We start from the raw sequence: 18,115 nt of genomic DNA, 5'->3' as shown, positions 1-18,115 counted from the left end.
ATGCAGGATGCCAACCTACTTTATTGACATCCTTCATTTATCCAGAAATTTAAGTCAGATCAAGGGCTGTTTCACCTCCCATGAAAGGGTCGGAAATACTGTGTTTTCCAAATTCAAGTCGGCCACAATAGCGTTTGTTAAAGAAGGGATTTTCTTTCATCCGAATGGAAAAATCATACCATCCATTGCTGGAGCGCGTAGGAATACGAACTGATTTTTTTTGTCCCGCCTTGATGGTAATGGATTTATTCCCCTGGCGGTAGGCATTATCAGAAACCGATAGTGCTATAGGTTGCGACTCTCTGTTTTCTAAAACCACCTTCACAAGTCCTGATCCGGAAATAGAATCATCCGGTAGGTATTCGGATTGCGTATTCAGGATGGGGGAACCTTTTCTGCCGGAAATCTCCCTGAAGAAGCCATTAGGCCCGTATACCAACAGGCGATAATCTTCTCCTTGAAAATTTTCCAGGGGCCAATCATAATTTAGTTCATCTCCCGATTTGACTGCAAAGGACCAGCTGCGGCAGGTTTCGGTTTCCCCGGATTCAGCAGATGTATAGGCTCCTGGTACATAAACTACAAATGGAGCTCCAAGGTCGTTTTTACCAAATTGCATATTCGAAGCTTCAAACCGAATCCGGACCACATCTTCCGTCTCTTGTAGGTTTCCTTCCACATAGAGTTCATAAGCAAGTGCATTCGAGGGCTTGGTGCCCGGCTCCTGACTTGGGATCCAGGGAGATTGCTGAGGATCTTTATTGGCCTCTTCAATTTCTGCTGGTTCAAGTGCTTTGAAATTATTCGGGATTTCTTTGAATCCGGCTCGATGAATGGCTACCACATGTTTTTCAAAATCCACAAAATCGGGCACGTCTATGGCTTCACCATTATAAGGTCTGAATACAGAGGTAAGATCCCCGGAGATAGCTCGTCTCCAGCTACTGATATTATCCTCCCGAATGGTTTTTCCCGTTTTCCGGGATAGGAATTTTTCCAAAAACAGAATGGTAGAGGAAATGTCACAGACTTCGGAGTTTACCCATCCGCCCCTGCTCCATGGAGAAGCCACGATCAACGGTACACGATAACCCAATCCTACTGGGCTTTCACGGGCATCTTCGGGACGCATACCCGGATAATTTATCTCCTGTTCTTTGGTCACGAACTCCGTCCGGGCATCCAGTCCTTTGGACAACCGCCCCGTTGTGGAGTCACCCGGCTTGGGTGGTACAAATGGAGGTACGTGATCAAAATACCCATCGTTCTCATCATAATTGAGAATAAAAATGGTCTTCTTCCAAACCTCCGGGTTTTTAGTTAAAATCTCCAAGGCCTCTGACACATACCAAGCCCCATACCAGGGTGCACTGGGGTGGTCGGAGAACTTCTGCGGTGCCACCAGCCAGGAAACCGTAGGTAACTTTCCTGAGTCCACGTCTTTTCGGAATTCGTGAAAAATATCCCCTTTTGGAATTTTGGTGGACCTTTTTTCATTCCCTTCGGTATACCTCAGCTCCTCTGTCCGGTGATAATCCGGGTCGGCTGTATTTGTCGTAAAAGCCCTTTTATGTAATTCCTTTTCCTTTTCGCTTAGCCTGGCAAAAGCTTCGGGATTAAATTCTACTAGCGTTTTTTCTATAAATTCCAGTTCCCCTTTTCTCGCTTCCAGTTGGCCTAAAAGTTCATTCTTCCTGTCTTCCGCCGCTCGGGCAATTTCCATCTCCAGTTTGGAAATTTCGATCGGGAGATTTTTTTGGTGATGCTTCAGGAAGGCATAATGGCCGGGAGTAAACCGAACACCAAACTGCTTAAACCACTCCAGGTTATTGTCGGTAAAATTAGCCAGCCAGGATTCATCTTCCCCTTCCAGAAGGGTATTAACACTCACTTCATTTTGATACACCCTCCAATCCACTCCCTGTTCCTGAAGGCGGTCAGGGAAGGTTTTCCAATCGACTTCTTTACCATAGGTATGTTCCCCATTTCTTACCAATGGCTTCTCTCCCGGTTTACCCACCGTTTTTCCCGCCCAGAGGTAATTTCGGTTAGTGGTGGTTCCGGTCAGCGCAGCGCAAAAGTGCTGGTCGCAAACGGTAAAGGCATCGGCAAAGGCGTAATAGAAGGGAATGTCCTCCCGGTCGTAATAGCCCATCGTCATGGGCACCTGACTAAACTCTTTTCTCCCGGGACGTTTTGCCTCGATCCATCCATCGTACTTCCCGTTATTTCGGGCATCCACCTGATTTTCCCAGGAATGGGGAATGTCTCTCATCCAGGTAGCTTTCGTATCTTTGATATTTAAACGGAAAGGAGCAAAAGTCTGCCCTTTGCTATCCCGCTGCAGCCAAACCAAATCCTTGCTTGGAAGCCGGATGGCCCGGGGGTCATTAAAACCACGGACCCCTTTTAACTTTCCAAAGCAATGGTCAAAAGAGCGGTTTTCCTGCATGAGTATCACCACATGCTCCGCATCCATAAAGGTGGTTCCCGGATCGGGACTGATTGCCATGGCTTTTTGAATAGAGGATGGCAATACCCCCCATAGGCCTGCTCCACCAGAAAACAGGGCTGCTTTCTTTAGAAATTCCCTTCTATTTTCATTCATAATTAATTCACTGACTTTTTACGATACCGTCCTTTTATCCGTATTTGAATAAACGTTCGATTATTTTCTGACAGACTTATAAAAATTACCAAAATCCCCGATGGTATTTTACTCGATGCCTTATAATCAAAAAAATACCAGACAGGTATCTTTCCCGTCTGGTAGCTAGCTGTTTATTCCACATCCCACCAAACGCGGGTGGTGATTCTATCCTCTCCCTGAACACTCACGGCCTGCTCGTAATTTTCCTTGTTTAGCGCCTGTACACCCGTGGGATACATAAACCTTACGGGCACCGTTTCTATATAGGCTGCCGGACCGGGCTCGATCTCCGGAATGCCCGTTCTTCTCCAGTCAAACCATCCTTCCAGGCCATTGAAGAAAAGTGCCAGCCATTTTTGGGTACCGATCTTTTCTAATTTTTCCTGCTGGCTACCCGTATAGGCAACATCTTGTTGCGAATAATAACCCGCTTCCGGCTGCACCACATCTGCCAACTCGGTAAGGTTGGCAACCCGCAGTCTTTCTTCATAATAATCAAAGGAGGCTTTTATTGCATTTTCGTAGTACGCGCCTGCGTCGCCAACAGAAATGTAGTCCTTTTCCCTGGCCTCGGCCAATAGAAACTGTAATTCTGAATAGCCCATTAACATGGTTTGAAAGCCGATTGGAGAAGCGTAATCCGAACAAACAAGGCAGGAAAATAACAAACCTACCCTGGAGATAAAATTGGAACCTCCCCTTTCAGGATCACCAGTTGGGGAATATTCGAGTGCATCCTCATCGGCAAGTCCATTCGGTACCCCGGCATAGTCCTCGGGCGCACCTATAATTCCTGCACCACTAGCATTGGTAGGTTGGAAATAGGCAAAAAGACGTGGATCACTGAGGTCCTTCAAATACCCTTCCACCGTAGTACTGAGCCGGTATTCATCAAAGGAGCCGGAACGGGTGGTATAAAGGTAATGTTGATTTGGAACATCCGGTAAATACTGAAGGGCTGCATTGTCCTCGTTCCCTTCAAAGATGGGAAATTGCTGAGGGTTCGCTACAATTGCCTGCATGGCTGCTGATGGATCTTCCCGATCCGAAAGTCGCATTAAGGCACGTAATCGCAGGGAATTTGCCAACTTTTTCCATTTCAAAATATCCCCCTGAAAGAGAATATCCCCGTTCAGTGCCTCCGCAGAAGTTCCAAACAGCTGATTGGCCTGCTCCAAATCACTTAATATACCTTCATAAATAACTTCCTGCCGGTCAAATTTCGGGTAGTTGATCCCCTCCTTTGCACCGGTAGCTTCTGTATAGGGAAGGTCTCCATAGGCATCGGTCATAAAGGCATACATGAGGGACTTCATTACCAAAGCTGCGCCTACGTAGTTGTTCTCTCCCTGTTCCGTGGAAATCAAAACCACATTATTCACGTCCCGTAGGGTGTTGTAAAACACACTGTAGGGATTCCCTTCAGGTCCCCAGTTATACCGGTCTTCGTTGGTAAACTGGATCTTTGATGTATACTGCATAACCACGTTTCCAATTCCCCATCCTTTGCCTATAATCTCGTTGGAGGCGTTACGAATAATATTGGGTAATAAAAGCGAAGAAGAAACGGTCTCAGGACTATTGGGATTCCTATTTACTTCCTCAAAATCTTTGTCACAGCTGCTGACCATGCCTACCAATAATAGCAAGGTCAAAACACCCACTAATTGTTTTTTTATATCTTTCATGATGCGTTTGCGTTTGGAAATTAAAACTTAAGGTTTAGATTAAAACCTATGCTTCTGGAGGAAGGAAATGCCATGTCTTCCACTCCGGGGATCAGGGTTCCCCCACTCATGGCCATGGTTTCCGGGTCAAAGTGTGGATTCTCTGTCCACAGGGCCAGGTTTCTCGCTACCAGTGAAAAACGGGCTTCCTGAAAAGGTAATTTGCCCATGGATGTTCCCGGAATGGTATATCCCAACGTCACTTCCCGCAGCTTAACAAAAGAAGCATCGTATTTCGCGGCCTCTACATTGCTTCGCTCATAGTATCGGTTGTGCCAGTCTCTTGAACTAATTTTCCGGTCATTGGGCACAAAACTATCATCCGATGTCTGAATCACCCCCGGGCTGATGATACCATTTCCCTCCACAGAGAGATCGTAGCCATTTTCACGTCCCAGTAAGGTCTCTTCCAATTGCCCCGCCGTACTGCCAATGGTCTTGGTTCGGGAAACAACGATGCCGCCTTGACGGATATCAAATAGAAATCCAAATGTAAATTTTTTATAGTTAAAGTTATTCTGAATTCCGAGCATCCAATCGGGGTTGTAGTTCCCTTGAAGAACCAGTTCGGGAGAAGTTATGGGTGTTCCGGTAGAATTATGGATGATTTGGCCAAAATAAGGGCTGTTTGGATCCTCCACCCGGGCAAATCCCCTTCCGTAGATATTTCCCATTCGCTCTCCGATGCGGGCCTGAATGGTGGCCCCATTTCTCCCAACCATGGAATAGGATGTCAAATCGTCGGTTAATTCTAACACTTTACTTCGGTTTCGGGTAAAATTAGCCATGATATTCCAGTTCAGGCCATTCACATTTTGCAAGGGGCTACCGGAAAGAACGAGTTCGATTCCGTTGTTTTGAATTTCTCCGGCATTGATAATTCGGCTGGCGTAACCTGTAGAAATATCCAATTCTATCGGAATAATCTGGTTACGGGTACGATTGTCGTAATAAGTAAAATCAAGGCCCAACCTTCCTTTTAGCAAGCGAATATCCGCTCCTACTTCAACCGATCCTGTTCTTTCTGGTTTCAGATCAGCATTTGCCAATCGGTTGGATTCTGTCTTGCTTTGAATGGAACCCCACGGTGTAGCCGGGTTGAATACATTCGTCAGGCTGTACGGATTAGTATCATTACCCACTTCGGCATAGGCGGCTCTTACCTTGACAAATGAAAAAGCATCCGGCAGTGTAACCATATCCGAAATAATCGCACTCATGGTAGCTGAAGGATAGAAATAACTATTGTTTGTCACCGGCAAGGTGCTGGACCAGTCATTTCTTCCCGTAATATCAAGAAAAAGGATGTTCTTGTAGCCAATTTGGCCAAACCCGTACAAGGAATTGATTCGTTTCTCCGAAACCATGTGTTCCACCTGCAGGTTAACTGCCGTGTTAGTGAAATTATAGATTTCCGGTATCAGCAACTGTGGTGCCATGGTCCGGGTAAACCGGTTTTCCTGGATCATTTGGTTTCCTCCCAGGGATATCGAATACGACCAATTTGGATTTTCGGATTCGGAATACGTGAGCAAGAAATCGGTATTCCGCTCATTGAAAGAGACGGCATCCTCTCGGTAGCTTCCAAATGGAAAACGCTGGGTACTAAAGGCTCTCTTTCTGTCTCGAAGGTCATTATACAAGTCAAGCCCTGTGCGAACCATCAGGTTAAGCTTATCAGTAAATTTGTAGTTGACAACCACATTTCCGAAAATACGATCTTTGGATTGTCCATTGGTATTTTCGTACACGTTGAAATAGGGATTATCGTGGTAGTTGTAATTATAATTAAACTGCTGTCTTCCTTCCAGTCCAGGCATCCAGTAATCCTGCAAATTTCTTGTATTGATCTGCCTTCCGTACCAAATCCAGAGGTACATCAAGCTTTCAGTACCATAGCTGATACTTGGACGATTGCCGCTTACTGAATTTTGATAATTGATGGCCGTGGTGATGGAGAGCTTATCAGTGATTTGGCTCATCCCGTTAAAGGCCAGGGTATTTCGCTTTAAATCAGTGTTTGGAATGGTACCCTTTTGATCCAGGTTGGTCCAGGAAAAACGAAAATTTGACCGTTCGTTTCCAGACGCAATGGAAATGTTATTGGAAAGGGTAACGCCCGTTTGGAAAAAATCATTGATATTATTGGGCTGTGAAACCCATGGTGTAGGTGTAATGGTGCTGCCCTCCGGGGCATTCAAATCGCCACCACGGTATCCGGGAACATCCCTGGGCGAATCAAATTGGGGAATTGTGCTTCCCTGATCCATCAGAGGCCCCCAACTTTCATCGACTCCATCGGCAATACCTGCACCCGCACCATTTACGAAGGTGAACTGCCCATTATTTCCCTGTCCGTACCGGTCTTGCCAGTCAGGAAGCCTCAGGGGTGTATCAAATGTGGTGTTGGAGTTAATACTCACGCCCAATCCGCGTTTGTTTTTACCGGATTTGGTGGTAATCAAAATCGCTCCATTCGCCGCCCGTGAGCCATACAAAGCGGCGGCAGCCGGGCCCTTCAATATACTCATCGAAGCAATGTCATCCGGGTTAATTTCCCCTGCCGGATTACCATAATCCACCTCCTGATTACCCGATCCGGAGGAACCCACGATATTGTTGCTAATGGGAACGCCATCTACTACGAATAAGGGTTGATTGGCATTAATATTCAGCGAAGATTCACCCCGGATGGTTACCCGGGAGGACCCGCCTACCCCGCTCGAGGAATTGGTGATCTGTACGCCCGCCACTCTTCCACTGAGCGAATTGATCACATTGGTTTCCCTGGCCTCCGTAAATTTGTCTCCATCTACCGCCTGCACCGAATATCCCAGGGCCTTGGTTTCCCGCTCCACTCCCAGGGCGGTAACCACTACTTCATTTAATTCTTCGGAGGAATATTCTAATACCACATCCAAAGTGGATTGGTTTCCCACCGCAATTTCCTGGGCCTGAAAACCAATATAAGAAAATACCAAAATGGACTCATCTGAGGGAACTTCGAGCTCGTAGTTTCCTTCCAGATCGGTAACGGTTCCCCTGGTGGTACCCTTTATTAAAATAGAAGCCCCCAGAATCGGCTCTGAACTCGAACTTTCAGTCACCTGCCCGCGGACCGTGCGCGACTGGGCACGAAGTAATTCGGTACTGCCTAATAGCAATACCAGGATCAGCATTCCCAGGCCCTTGCAGGAACTGAAAAATCGACCCTCCAAACAAAGTAATGATTTCTTCATAAAGATTGGTGGTTTAAGAATTGGTAAAGAATGAATGTAGGGGAATAAAAAATTCCCGAAAATAAATGTAGGTTCAATAGGGTACCTGAGATTAGTATTCACTTCTTTAAGGAAAATTTAGAAAGAGTGATCAATTTCCTCCTTTATATTTTCCAAAGAAGCACTCTAATCTCGTCGATATTAAATGTAAATATTTTTTATAAAATATTTTTTACTATATCGCAAAATTATAAAAATAATATTTCCCTGAAAAAACATCTCTTTTACGAATTTATAAACAATACTCGAAAAACTTAATAATTCTATAAAGTCTGCGCCTTGGCTTTTCCTTGTCTCCAATTAACGTTTCAAATGATACGCCTTTGGTTGGGTAAACGCCCGAATCCCCTGATAAGATAAGGTCACCCCTAATCCGGAGTTCTTACGACCTGTCCAGGGAAGGTTTGGACTGACCCGGTCGCAGCAGTTCCAGTAGGCCGTTCCTGTGGACAATTGATCCAACACTCGCATAGCCCGCTCCTTGTCGGCTGAAAAAACGGCCGCCGTTAACCCATAAGGGGTATCATTCATCAATGAAACGGCTTCGGCATCGTTTTTCACCGATTGGATCCCAATAATAGGACCGAATGATTCCTCCTGCATCAGCTTCATGTGATGCGTTACGTTCGTCAACACCGTAGGCTCCCAGTAGTACCCCTTTGCCTCTTTTCCTTTCCCACCTGTCTTCAGCTCGGCACCCAGTGCGATGGCATCCTGTACCTGATCTTGGAGCACCGCGAGCTGCTCTTTTCTGGTAACCGGACCTATAAAAGTGCCTTTCTGCAAAGGATCACCCATTCGGTAGGAGGCAACTTCCGAAACGAAAGCCGCGACAAAAGCATCGTAAATGGATTCATGCACGTAAATACGCTCCACCGCACAACAACTTTGACCGTTATTATAAAAGGCACCCTCTGCTGCATTGATGGCCGCTTGCTTTACATCCGCTACGTCCTCCATTACGAAAAGTGGATCTTTCCCGCCTAATTCCAATTGGACAGGCACCAGTTTGGGCGCAACCTGTTGAGCGATGTATTTGCCCGTCCGATACGATCCTGTAAAAAAATACCCGTCCAGGTCCGCTTCCAGTAACATTTCTCCCACCTCGGCAGCTCCCACAAAACATTCGAAAACATCCTCTGGAACACCTGCTTTCCAAAGCAACTCTCTGAATTTCAATCCTGTTAAGCTGGCAAATTCGGATGGTTTGTAGGCGACGGCATTTCCGGCAAGCAAGGCGTACAAGAAAACATTGTAACCCACGTTGTAAGGAAAATTCCAGGCGGAAATGTTAGCAATGACGCCTAACGGTTCGTAAACGATTTCCTCTAAGACCGCTCCTTCAGACGAAATGGTTTCCTTACTTAACCAGCGCAATCCATTTTCCTTGATGTGTACAATTCGGTTATGCGCTCCGATTACTTCGTTTCTGGCCTGCTCCAGCGGCTTTCCGGTTTCTGAGGTAAGGACTTCTGCAAGTATTTCCACATGCTCCTCCACCAGTTCTCCAAAGCGAAGAAGAATATTTATCCTTTCTTCTATTGAAATCTTGCTCCAGGCCTGCTGCCCATTTTTTAGTTTTTGTACCTTCTTGCTTACTGAAAGATGATCGTCTGTGGTAAGCGATTGAATTACAGTCTCGTTGGCCGGGTTGATAATATCCATCATTATAATTGATTTTTTACTTTTTCTACAAAATAGGCATATAGACGTAGCGGATCCAAGTGAGGAGGCATTTTACCTACAGAGAATTCTGGGTGCCATTGCACTGCGATGGCATTCAGATTTGCAGCCCCATTAGCCTGCACTGCTTCCACCATCCCATCTTCCCGGCAACTAGCCAAGACTTCCAGTCCCTCGCCCAGCTTCTTTATCCCCTGATGGTGTACGGAATTAACCGTATCCATTTCTTTCTCAGGGTAGATTTTTTCCAGGGTTTTGCCGGGTACCAGTTTGATTTTATGGGTCACCTGATCGTATAATGCCGCATCTCTATGCACAATTGAGCCCGGGACTTGAAGGCTAATATCCTGGTAGAGCGTTCCACCAAAATAGACGTTCAACAATTGCAAACCCCTGCAAATACCCAGGACTGGCTTTTGATGCTGGATGGCATAATCCATTAATCTTAATTCGTACGCATCCCGATAGGGATCTCCCAGCCACTTACCTGAAACGATGGGTTCCTCTCCATAGCTTTGGGGTGCCAGGTCGGTACCTCCCTGAAAAACAAAACCATCCAATTCTGCCAGAATCCCTGTTAATTTATGAACGGGTAAATCCGGAATCAACACGGGCAAAATCCCCTCTTGGGAGACATACGAAAACATATCGCCTTCTACATAGGCGAGATGCTTAGGTCCAAAAACGACCCGTGATGGATCGGGATACATAAAGCAGGCACTGATACCAATTTTGAGCATGACTTATAACGCGTTGGTATACATCATTTCAAAATCTTTTTGGCTCACTGGCTTGGGATTATTGGGATGGCAAAAATCGGCAAGGGCTAATTCAGACAAAGTAGCGATATGTGACGGCTGCACCCCTATGGAGCTGAGGTTTTCTGGCAGGCCCAATCGGGCATTCAAGGAAGCGATGTATCGCGGAAGCTGTGAACCGTCTCTCTTATTGAGGCCGAGCATAAGGGCCATTTGTTCGAATTTTTCTTCAAAGCCACCGTAATTAAATGCCAATCCCTGGGGTAAATTGACCGCATTGGCCAACCCGTGATGGGTATCAAGGAGGCTGGAAAGCGGATGGGCCAGGCTATGTACTACTCCCAGCCCCTTCTGAAAGGCAACCGCTCCCATCATGGAAGCCATCAACATGTCGCTACGGGATTCCAGGTCTGGGCGAAGAGTGGCTTTTTCAAGGGATTTACCGATTAGTTGAATGCCCTCCAATGCAATACCGCTGCACATGGGATGCCAGTTTTTAGACAAATAAGCCTCCATATTATGGGTAAGCGCATCCATTCCAGTTGCAGCCGTCACAAAAGCAGGTAAGCCCATCGTCAATTCGGGATCCGCAAAAACAATTTTGGCCAGGAGTGAGGGGGCAAATAGAATTCGCTTCTTCTTACTCTCGTCCTCAGAAATAATCGCACTTCTACCTACTTCACTTCCGGTGCCTGCCGTCGTAGGGATGGTCACAAAATGAGGGATGGGTTCGGTTACGTATTGGTCTCCCCCGATCAGATCGTCATAGTCAAACAAATCCCGGTGGTGGTTAATACTTAAGGCAATGGCCCGGGCCACATCCAGCCCTACGCCCCCTCCTATGCCAATGATACTGTCACGATCAGATTCCTGATAGCGCTTCTTACCTTTGAGGACATCGGATTTTACCGGATTTTTATGGACCTCCGAAAATACTTCTACCGATATTCCAGCTCGCTCCAACCGCGAGGTAATCTTGGTGAAAAAATCCAATTCCCTTACCAGTGGGTCTGTTACCAAAAGAGGCTTGGTAAGATGTTGATCTTTTAAATACTCGCCCAATTCGGCAACAACCCCGGCTCCAAAACAGATGGTAGTAGGAAAGCTAAATGTATACTTTTGTGGGGATTTCATATTATTTTTAGTATTTCTTTGTAGGTTTTTTTACCATTAAATGATTTCAAAATACCGTTTCCGCTCCCAATCCGTCACTTTTGAGGCGAACTCCCGGCATTCCCATTCCCTGGTCTTGCAGAAGTGCCGTACAAAGTCACTTCCAAAAAGGGAATGGGCTACTTCTGAATTCTTCATTGCAGCCGTTGCTTCCTGAAGCGAAGTAGGAATGGAACCGTTGGAATAATCCTTGTAGCCATTTCCAACGGTGGCTGGTTTATCCAGGTCCAATTGATGTTCGATACCATAAAGGCCGGCAGCCAGACAGGCAGCCATGGCAAGGTAAGGATTGACATCCGATCCAATGACCCTTGTTTCCAGTCGGGTAGATTTTTTGCCTCCGGACAGCACCCGCAGTGCTGTGGTCCGGTTGTCCCGGGCCCAGGTCAGCGTGGTCGGAGCCCAGGCCCCTTCCACCAATCGTTTGTAGCTATTGATGGTGGGGGCAAATAGGGGCAGCATGTGCGGCAGGCAATATAACTGCCCGGCAATATACTGTCGCATCAGCTTGCTCATGCTCCAATTATCATTAGAATCGTAAAACAGGTTTTTTTCGAGGCTGGGATCCCAGATACTTTGGTGTACATGCCCGCCATTTCCCGGCAAGGCCTCGGTCCATTTGGCCATGAATGTTGCCATGAGTCCGTGTTTATAAGCAATTTCTTTGACGCTGGTCTTGAATAAAGTGGCCCTGTCCGCTGCCAGAAGGATTTCGCTGTACTGAATGGCCGCTTCATAAACCCCCGGACCTGTCTCGGTATGCAAGCCTTCCAAAGGAATATCAAAACGACCACAGAGATCAAAGAGGTCATGAAAGAAATCACTCTTCAGCGAGGCCCTTAGATGAGAATACCCAAACATTCCAGGAGTCATGGCTTTGGGTAACGAACCGTTTGCCTGAGCAAATTCATCGGGAGTCACTTCAAAATTAAACCACTCAAACTCCTGAGCGAAAAGCGGCTTGTACCCCGCATCCAGGGATTTTTGTGTTATTTTTCTTAAAAGAGACCGGGGACAAACCAAACCACCCTGCTCCTTGTCCTGATGGAAATCGGCTAAAAAGAAAGGCAGGTTTTTTTCCCAGGGAATGTTTCTTTGAGTAGACAAGTCAATGGTTGCATTAAAATCGGGATAACCTGTATGCCAACCCGTCACCGACACGTTATCATAGGACTTATCCTCCATATCCCATCCAAACACGACGGCACAAAATCCCATGCCTCCATCCAATATCGAAATGAATTTATCCAACGAAACCACTTTGCCCCTCAGCACCCCGTCAATGTCTACGATGGCCAGTTTTATCTTTTCACAAGAGCGTTTTTTTAATTCTCTGATTACTTCTTCTTTTGTAGGAATCATTTCAGGTTAGGGTTTGTAAATGAAAATTCTAAAAAACACAAAAGAACCAATTAACATGGCAAAAAACAGCAGGGCCAGCATAAAATTATAAAGAATCATGGCCAACATCGAAATACTGGCGATGACCAATGCCACCATCGGGAATAAGGGATACATAGGCACCCTGAACGGTCGTTCCAGGTCCGGTTCTTTCTTTCTCAGGTAAAAAAAGGCAATCATTGATAATATATACAAGCCCAAAGCACCAAATACAGCAATGGTGATGATCTCACCTGTCTTGCCAGTAAGCAGAGCAATGATTCCAATAACCATATTGAAAAGGAGGGCATTTCCAGGGGTTTTAAATTTTTTATTGACCTTTCCAATGACTTTTGGCGCATATCCTACGCGGCCAAATTCAAAGGTAGTTCTGCCTGCGGCCAGGATGATGCCGTTAAAAGAAGCCACCAGCCCAAATAACGCAATAAAAGTTAATAAATGATAGTAAGAATGATCGGACCCTACCACCATTTCCATGGCTAGCGGCAAGGGGGAGTCTGAAGCGATGCCGGTTTCATCCGGATAGACGATGGCTTCCCAGCCACCCACTCCCACCGCCGAGACAAAAGTAAGCAGGCAAAGAATCACTAATGTCAACAATGCGGAGCCAAACCCTCTCAAAATATTCTTTTGCGGGTTAATGGTTTCCTCGGCCACATTGGCTACCCCTTCAATGGCCAGAAAAAACCAAATTGCAAAAGGAATGGCTGCAACGATCCCCATATACCCCTGGTGAAATCCCTTGGTACTGAGATTGGATGCATCAAACTCGGGAAGCGTAACCCCCGCAAAAAACAACAGTCCCAGCACGGCCACGATGGTGATAAATAACTCGAAAGTGGCCGCTATCTGTAGTCCGACTACATTTAACAAGGTAAATATCAGGTAAGCACCGATCCCAACCCATAGCACATTCCATTCCGGAAAAAATATGCTAAAGTAGGCCCCAATAGCAGAGGCAATGGCTGGAGGTGCAAAGATAAATTCTATATTTTGGGACATTCCGGCCAAAAAGCCGAGCTGTTTTCCCAACCCCCTTTCGGCATAGGAAAAAGCTCCGCCTGCCCGCGGAATGGCACAGGCCATTTCCGTATAGCTAAAGGTGAACGTAATATACATGAGAATGATAAAAAAAATGGCAATCGCCGCTCCCCAGGTCCCCCCTTCCGCCAATCCCAGGTTCCATCCAAAGTAATTTCCGGATATCACATAACCCACTCCCAGTCCCCATAGCATGAAGGGACCCAGGGTTTTTTTTAATTCATTTTCCTTGCCAGTGATTGGTTGATTCATATTACTTTTACTTAATAATCGTTAGAACAGACCATTTGCCGGGTATTGAGAGGTGTTCATAGAAGCTAGTTTGGGCGTTGATTTGAATGGCAAATTTTCTAAAAAGGATGTTTTAAAATTAAAAATAAATTTGAAATAAAGGGTACTTTCGCCCCATTATTGAAAAAAAAGTTAAAAATGCATATCGCCATTTCAGGAAATATTGGAAGTGGAAAAACCACTTTGGTAAAAAAATTATCAGGACATTACGGCTGGAAAGCAGAATTTGAATCCGTGGAGGAAAACCCCTATTTGGTAGATTTTTATAAAGACATGGAAAAATGGGCTTTTCACCTGCAGGTCTATTTTTTACACAGCCGTTTCAATCAGGTCAAAAGAATCCAGGAAAGCCAACTTTCAACCATACAGGACCGCACCATCTACGAAGATGCCCATATCTTTGCTGCCAACCTTTATGAGACGGCGTTAATTTCGAACAGGGACTATAAAAATTACCTGGAGCTGTATCAATCAATGGAAAAATTTATTAGCCCACCGGATTTACTGATTTATTTGAAATCGGACATTCCCAAATTGGTAGATCAAATCGAAAAACGGGGGAGAAATTACGAACGAAGTATCCAAATAGCATACCTTAAAAGCCTAAATGAGCATTATGAAAAATGGATAGCTGGCTACAAACACGGAAAACTATTGGTAGTCGATGTCAACAACCTAAATTTCGCTGATAACCGGGACCATTTTTCGGAAATCGTAAGCAGGATTGACCGCGAATTATTTGGGCTGTTTCCCTGATCAGTCCATCTTTCTCACCAACCAGCTACCAAGTGCCTGCAAAGTAGCTTCATTTGGCTGCAACAATAACTTATCTATTCGCTGTAGTCTACCGGCTATCATTAGGTTTTCGTAGGCTGGAATGCGGATAAGCCGATACCCCTGCAACCGGGCCATCAAATCGTATTGCAAATCATTATAGGCATTAAGTTTCCAACCAGGAGATCCATTTCCAGTCAATTCTCCAGGCTCCTCTGCTGCTCCAAAACAGTTGGATGCAAGCGGAGGGCCATTCCATACCCGTTCCTGTAAACCAGAAAGAAGGCATTCGCGTTCGTGAGAACGGCACATGCGCAGGTAGCCTGAATGCCAGGAAAACTGAAAGACACGATACAATTCCGACTTTAAAGTGGTTTGGCGATACCGGTTAAAATGGTTCGCATCATCATATATCAATAAATGTTGACCTACTTTGACGGGTACCTTCAATTGACGCAATACCGGATAGGCTCCCTGCCCACCAAGTCCCTTATACGCCTCATTTAATAGTTCTTGTCCTTTACCATCCAGAAGGGCCGGTTTTACCGGAACATGAAAATCTACCTCATAGTCGTGTTCGATAACTTCCAACGCCTCTATCAAGCGTGACATTTTTAGTTGATGCATAGATTAAAAGGTAATGAAAATTCCGTTTCTGAAAAATCAGCGTTGATTATTTTCGATTCTTTCTTTCAAATTTCCTTTTGAACCAGGAAAGGTGGTCTTTGACGACATGTCTATCCCAATCAAGATCATAATAATCATAAAAACCAGTCCAAAAATGAGGAATATCCACTTATTTCGATTCATTGACAAGCAATTTGATGGGCCATTTTGATAAAACTTCAGATTCACGAAATAGTTCCCAAGTAAATACAAAATTAGGGAATATTGAGGGTTTTGGTTCGTTTCTCAGTTGAACATTAACAGTTACTGCCGTGACAAAAGGGAATTTTTTTAAATTTATTAAAGTTTTATTAAGCCAATACATCTATTGAGTGCTAGTTTTGCGTTTACGTAATAGTAGATTATTACAGGCAAACTTATTTATCACCTTTTCTTTACTGCTAATTTCCCAATTATATGTACAAACAGATCAAACCGGACATGATCTATCATTATTTTGATCAGGACCTTGACCTGATTTATGAAATAATTGAATTGGTCATTGATCTGAATATTCAGGATTTAAAAAACCTGATGCCTTTGTATGATTTGGGAGAAATAACCGCTATCAAGCAAAAATTTCATAAAACCAAGCCTGTATTTGGATTTTTGGGAGCTACTGAGATCAATGAGCATATTGAAAAAATAGAGGCCGATATCCCCAACCTTTTTCCGCTGTATCATAAGGACCTGTTTCAAAAGCTTCTTGAACTGGAAGATGACTTACAGTCTTTTTTAAAGAAAATCCATCACTAAAATTAAGTGGTGAAATAAATTACTGAAATTTCAGATTTTTCGGAAGTTTTTGATAATTTGCCTCCGAAATATACCCAAAAGGCCTTTTCTATTTCCTATTTTCGGTAGTCGACCTCGATTTTTACCATCAGCAGATCAAACCACTAACATATAATTATGAAAATGAAATTTGTAAAACCGGCCGCCTTTCTATTTGCCATTATCCTTGGACTAGCTGTTTCCTGCCAGCCAAAAGAAAAGGCCGAAGGACTGTTGTCCTCTAATGCAATGGTCGTCTCGGCCCATCCCCTGGCATCGGATGTGGGAAAGGATATTTTACAGCAAGGCGGCAATGCGATAGATGCAGCCATTGCGGTACACATGGCACTGGCAGTAGTTTACCCTCAAGCAGGCAATATTGGTGGCGGGGGATTTATGGTTATTCGCGAGCAGGATGGTGCCTACCACTCCCTGGATTACCGGGAAAAAGCTCCCCTGGCAGCAGGAAGAGATATGTACCTGGATGAAGACGGAGAAGCACTACCCGATAAAAGTAGAAGCGGACACCTGGCCTCCGGGGTACCCGGTACGGTGGACGGCATGGTGAAAGCCCATGAAAAATTAGGCTCCATGGAATGGAGTGAATTGGTAAATCCCGCCATAAAATTAGCCGAAGAAGGATTCGAATTGACCGAGGATGAAGCAGCCTATTTTACCCGTGCATCTGAAAATCTCAAAAAATATTCCACGGTTGACCCTGTCCATTTTACCGGAAAGGCATGGAAAGCCGGTGACCTTTTTGTCCAAAGCCAACTCGCCACTACGCTGAAACACATCCGTAATCAGGGAAGGGAAGGTTTCTACGCCGGCTCAGTGGCAGATTATATTGTAGCTGAAATGGAAAGAGGCGGTGGAATCATCAGCCTGGAAGACCTGGAAAAATACGAAAGCACCTGGAGGGAACCTTTGGTAGGTGATTATAAGGATGCGACCATCATTACCATGGGACCTCCCAGTAGCGGGGGGCTAATCCTTCTCCAAATGTTGAGTATATTGGAAAAACACCCCATTTCCAATGAAAACAAAGCCTATGCAGGTTACCTTCATTTGAAAACAGAAATGGAAAGAAGGATATTTGCGGACCGGGCCGCCTATATGGGAGATGCAGATTTTTACCCGGTACCGGTGGCTGAATTATTGGACGGTGAATACCTTTCTCAGCGGTTTGCCAATTTTGATCCTGAAGCGGCCACTCCTTCTGATGTAATCATGGAAGGTAAAATTTTGTCCATGAGTGAGGAGACCACTCATTTTTCTATTGTAGATGAGCAGGGCAACGCAGTTTCCTGTACTACCACCTTGAATGGCGGAATGGGATCTAAGGTCCTGGTAGATGGGGCAGGATTTATACTCAACAACGAAATGGATGATTTTTCTATCAAACCTGGATTTCCCAATATGTTTGGTGTGCTAGGCGGAGAAGCCAACAAAATAGAGCCCGAAAAGCGAATGCTGAGCTCTATGACGCCTACTATATTGGAGAAAAACGGAGAATTATTTATGGTAGTAGGTACTCCAGGCGGATCTACCATTCCCACTTCTGTTTTTCAGGCCATCGTTAACGTAATGGATTTTGGCATGAACATGCAAGAAGCTGTAAATGAAAAAAGATTTCATAGTCAGTGGAAACCGGACGTAATCTCCTATGAAAAAGGCTTTGAAGGAAACGTGATATTGGAATTATTACAAGCCAAAGGGCATGAACTCAATGAACGAAGTGGCATCGGACGTGTGGACGCTATTTTAGTAAGGGAAGATGGTAAACTTGAAGGTGCTGCTGATCCAAGAGGGATGGATTCCGCCTCAGGCTTCTAATAAAATAGCAAAAACCAGTATGATGACTAGTATGTAAGAAATGTTATTAACCAGAAAGTAAAA

12 protein-coding genes are annotated in these 18,115 nt (G+C 45.0%); 3 read left to right on the top strand and 9 right to left on the bottom strand.

Annotated features, from left to right (window positions below; genetic code table 11):
- Positions 1 to 49: 49 nt before the first annotated feature.
- From GJQ68_RS00970 to eat, 8 genes are all read right to left on the bottom strand, one after another.
- Positions 50 to 2,608 carry a phosphocholine-specific phospholipase C gene (locus GJQ68_RS00970; RefSeq protein WP_162415442.1) on the bottom strand — a complete coding sequence of 853 codons (2,559 nt, stop codon included), beginning with the start codon at positions 2,606 to 2,608 and terminating at the stop codon, positions 50 to 52.
- A gap of 173 nt (positions 2,609 to 2,781) precedes the next feature.
- The gene (locus GJQ68_RS00965) at positions 2,782 to 4,338 is read right to left on the bottom strand and encodes a SusD/RagB family nutrient-binding outer membrane lipoprotein (RefSeq protein ID WP_162415441.1); all 1,557 of its coding nucleotides are present in this window, start codon (positions 4,336 to 4,338) and stop codon (positions 2,782 to 2,784) included.
- 20 nt (positions 4,339 to 4,358) lie between these two features.
- Entirely contained in the window at positions 4,359 to 7,616 is a 3,258-nt protein-coding gene (locus tag GJQ68_RS00960; RefSeq protein ID WP_162415440.1) for a SusC/RagA family TonB-linked outer membrane protein, read from the bottom strand.
- 339 nt (positions 7,617 to 7,955) lie between these two features.
- Positions 7,956 to 9,323, bottom strand: a complete 1,368-nt coding sequence (locus GJQ68_RS00955) for an aldehyde dehydrogenase family protein (protein ID WP_235940982.1) — start codon at positions 9,321 to 9,323, stop codon at positions 7,956 to 7,958.
- Positions 9,323 to 10,078: a gamma-glutamyl-gamma-aminobutyrate hydrolase family protein gene (locus GJQ68_RS00950; protein ID WP_162415439.1), complete on the bottom strand. Its 756-nt coding sequence runs from the start codon at positions 10,076 to 10,078 to the stop codon at positions 9,323 to 9,325. Before GJQ68_RS00950 ends, GJQ68_RS00955 begins: the two co-directional genes overlap by 1 nt.
- Positions 10,079 to 10,081: 3 nt before the next feature.
- Positions 10,082 to 11,230, bottom strand: a complete 1,149-nt coding sequence (locus GJQ68_RS00945; RefSeq protein WP_162415438.1) for an iron-containing alcohol dehydrogenase — start codon at positions 11,228 to 11,230, stop codon at positions 10,082 to 10,084.
- Positions 11,231 to 11,266: 36 nt separating this feature from the next.
- A complete protein-coding gene (locus GJQ68_RS00940) occupies positions 11,267 to 12,631 on the bottom strand; it encodes a glutamine synthetase family protein (protein WP_162415437.1) in 1,365 nt (454 codons plus the stop codon).
- 6 nt (positions 12,632 to 12,637) lie between these two features.
- Complete coding sequence (eat, locus tag GJQ68_RS00935; RefSeq protein ID WP_162415436.1) at positions 12,638 to 13,963, bottom strand: ethanolamine permease; 1,326 nt, start codon at positions 13,961 to 13,963, stop codon at positions 12,638 to 12,640.
- Between the two features lie 177 nt (positions 13,964 to 14,140).
- On the opposite strand from eat, the gene GJQ68_RS00930 reads away from it, so the two are divergent.
- Complete coding sequence (locus GJQ68_RS00930; RefSeq protein WP_162415435.1) at positions 14,141 to 14,758, top strand: deoxynucleoside kinase; 618 nt, start codon at positions 14,141 to 14,143, stop codon at positions 14,756 to 14,758.
- On the opposite strand, the gene GJQ68_RS00925 is transcribed toward GJQ68_RS00930, so the two are convergent.
- Complete coding sequence (locus tag GJQ68_RS00925; protein ID WP_162415434.1) at positions 14,759 to 15,403, bottom strand: DUF7255 family protein; 645 nt, start codon at positions 15,401 to 15,403, stop codon at positions 14,759 to 14,761. It abuts the gene before it with no gap.
- Between the two features lie 456 nt (positions 15,404 to 15,859).
- On the opposite strand from GJQ68_RS00925, the gene GJQ68_RS00920 reads away from it, so the two are divergent.
- Positions 15,860 to 16,198 carry an Hpt domain-containing protein gene (locus GJQ68_RS00920; protein ID WP_162415433.1) on the top strand — a complete coding sequence of 113 codons (339 nt, stop codon included), beginning with the start codon at positions 15,860 to 15,862 and terminating at the stop codon, positions 16,196 to 16,198.
- A 162-nt stretch (positions 16,199 to 16,360) separates the two neighbouring features.
- Positions 16,361 to 18,052, top strand: a complete 1,692-nt coding sequence (gene ggt, locus GJQ68_RS00915) for a gamma-glutamyltransferase (RefSeq protein ID WP_162415758.1) — start codon at positions 16,361 to 16,363, stop codon at positions 18,050 to 18,052.
- The last annotated feature ends 63 nt before the right edge of the window (positions 18,053 to 18,115 follow it).

It is taken from the genome of Cyclobacterium roseum (assembly GCF_010119225.1).
Taxonomy (GTDB): Bacteria; Bacteroidota; Bacteroidia; order Cytophagales; family Cyclobacteriaceae; genus Cyclobacterium; species Cyclobacterium roseum.
The sequence above is the reverse complement of the archived record's forward strand: the minus strand, read 5'-3'. Positions and strand labels throughout refer to the sequence as shown.

Excerpts from the sequence above, each read along its gene's own strand:
- GJQ68_RS00970 (WP_162415442.1), bottom strand. The coding sequence starts at position 2,608 with ATGAATGAAAATAGAAGGGAATTTCTAAAGAAAGCAGCCCTGTTTTCT.
- GJQ68_RS00965 (WP_162415441.1), bottom strand. The coding sequence starts at position 4,338 with ATGAAAGATATAAAAAAACAATTAGTGGGTGTTTTGACCTTGCTATTA.
- GJQ68_RS00960 (WP_162415440.1), bottom strand. The coding sequence starts at position 7,616 with ATGAAGAAATCATTACTTTGTTTGGAGGGTCGATTTTTCAGTTCCTGC.
- GJQ68_RS00955 (WP_235940982.1), bottom strand. The coding sequence starts at position 9,323 with ATGATGGATATTATCAACCCGGCCAACGAGACTGTAATTCAATCGCTT.
- GJQ68_RS00950 (WP_162415439.1), bottom strand. The coding sequence starts at position 10,078 with ATGCTCAAAATTGGTATCAGTGCCTGCTTTATGTATCCCGATCCATCA.
- GJQ68_RS00945 (WP_162415438.1), bottom strand. The coding sequence starts at position 11,230 with ATGAAATCCCCACAAAAGTATACATTTAGCTTTCCTACTACCATCTGT.
- GJQ68_RS00940 (WP_162415437.1), bottom strand. The coding sequence starts at position 12,631 with ATGATTCCTACAAAAGAAGAAGTAATCAGAGAATTAAAAAAACGCTCT.
- eat (WP_162415436.1), bottom strand. The coding sequence starts at position 13,963 with ATGAATCAACCAATCACTGGCAAGGAAAATGAATTAAAAAAAACCCTG.
- GJQ68_RS00930 (WP_162415435.1), top strand. The coding sequence starts at position 14,141 with ATGCATATCGCCATTTCAGGAAATATTGGAAGTGGAAAAACCACTTTG.
- GJQ68_RS00925 (WP_162415434.1), bottom strand. The coding sequence starts at position 15,403 with ATGCATCAACTAAAAATGTCACGCTTGATAGAGGCGTTGGAAGTTATC.
- GJQ68_RS00920 (WP_162415433.1), top strand. The coding sequence starts at position 15,860 with ATGTACAAACAGATCAAACCGGACATGATCTATCATTATTTTGATCAG.
- ggt (WP_162415758.1), top strand. The coding sequence starts at position 16,361 with ATGAAATTTGTAAAACCGGCCGCCTTTCTATTTGCCATTATCCTTGGA.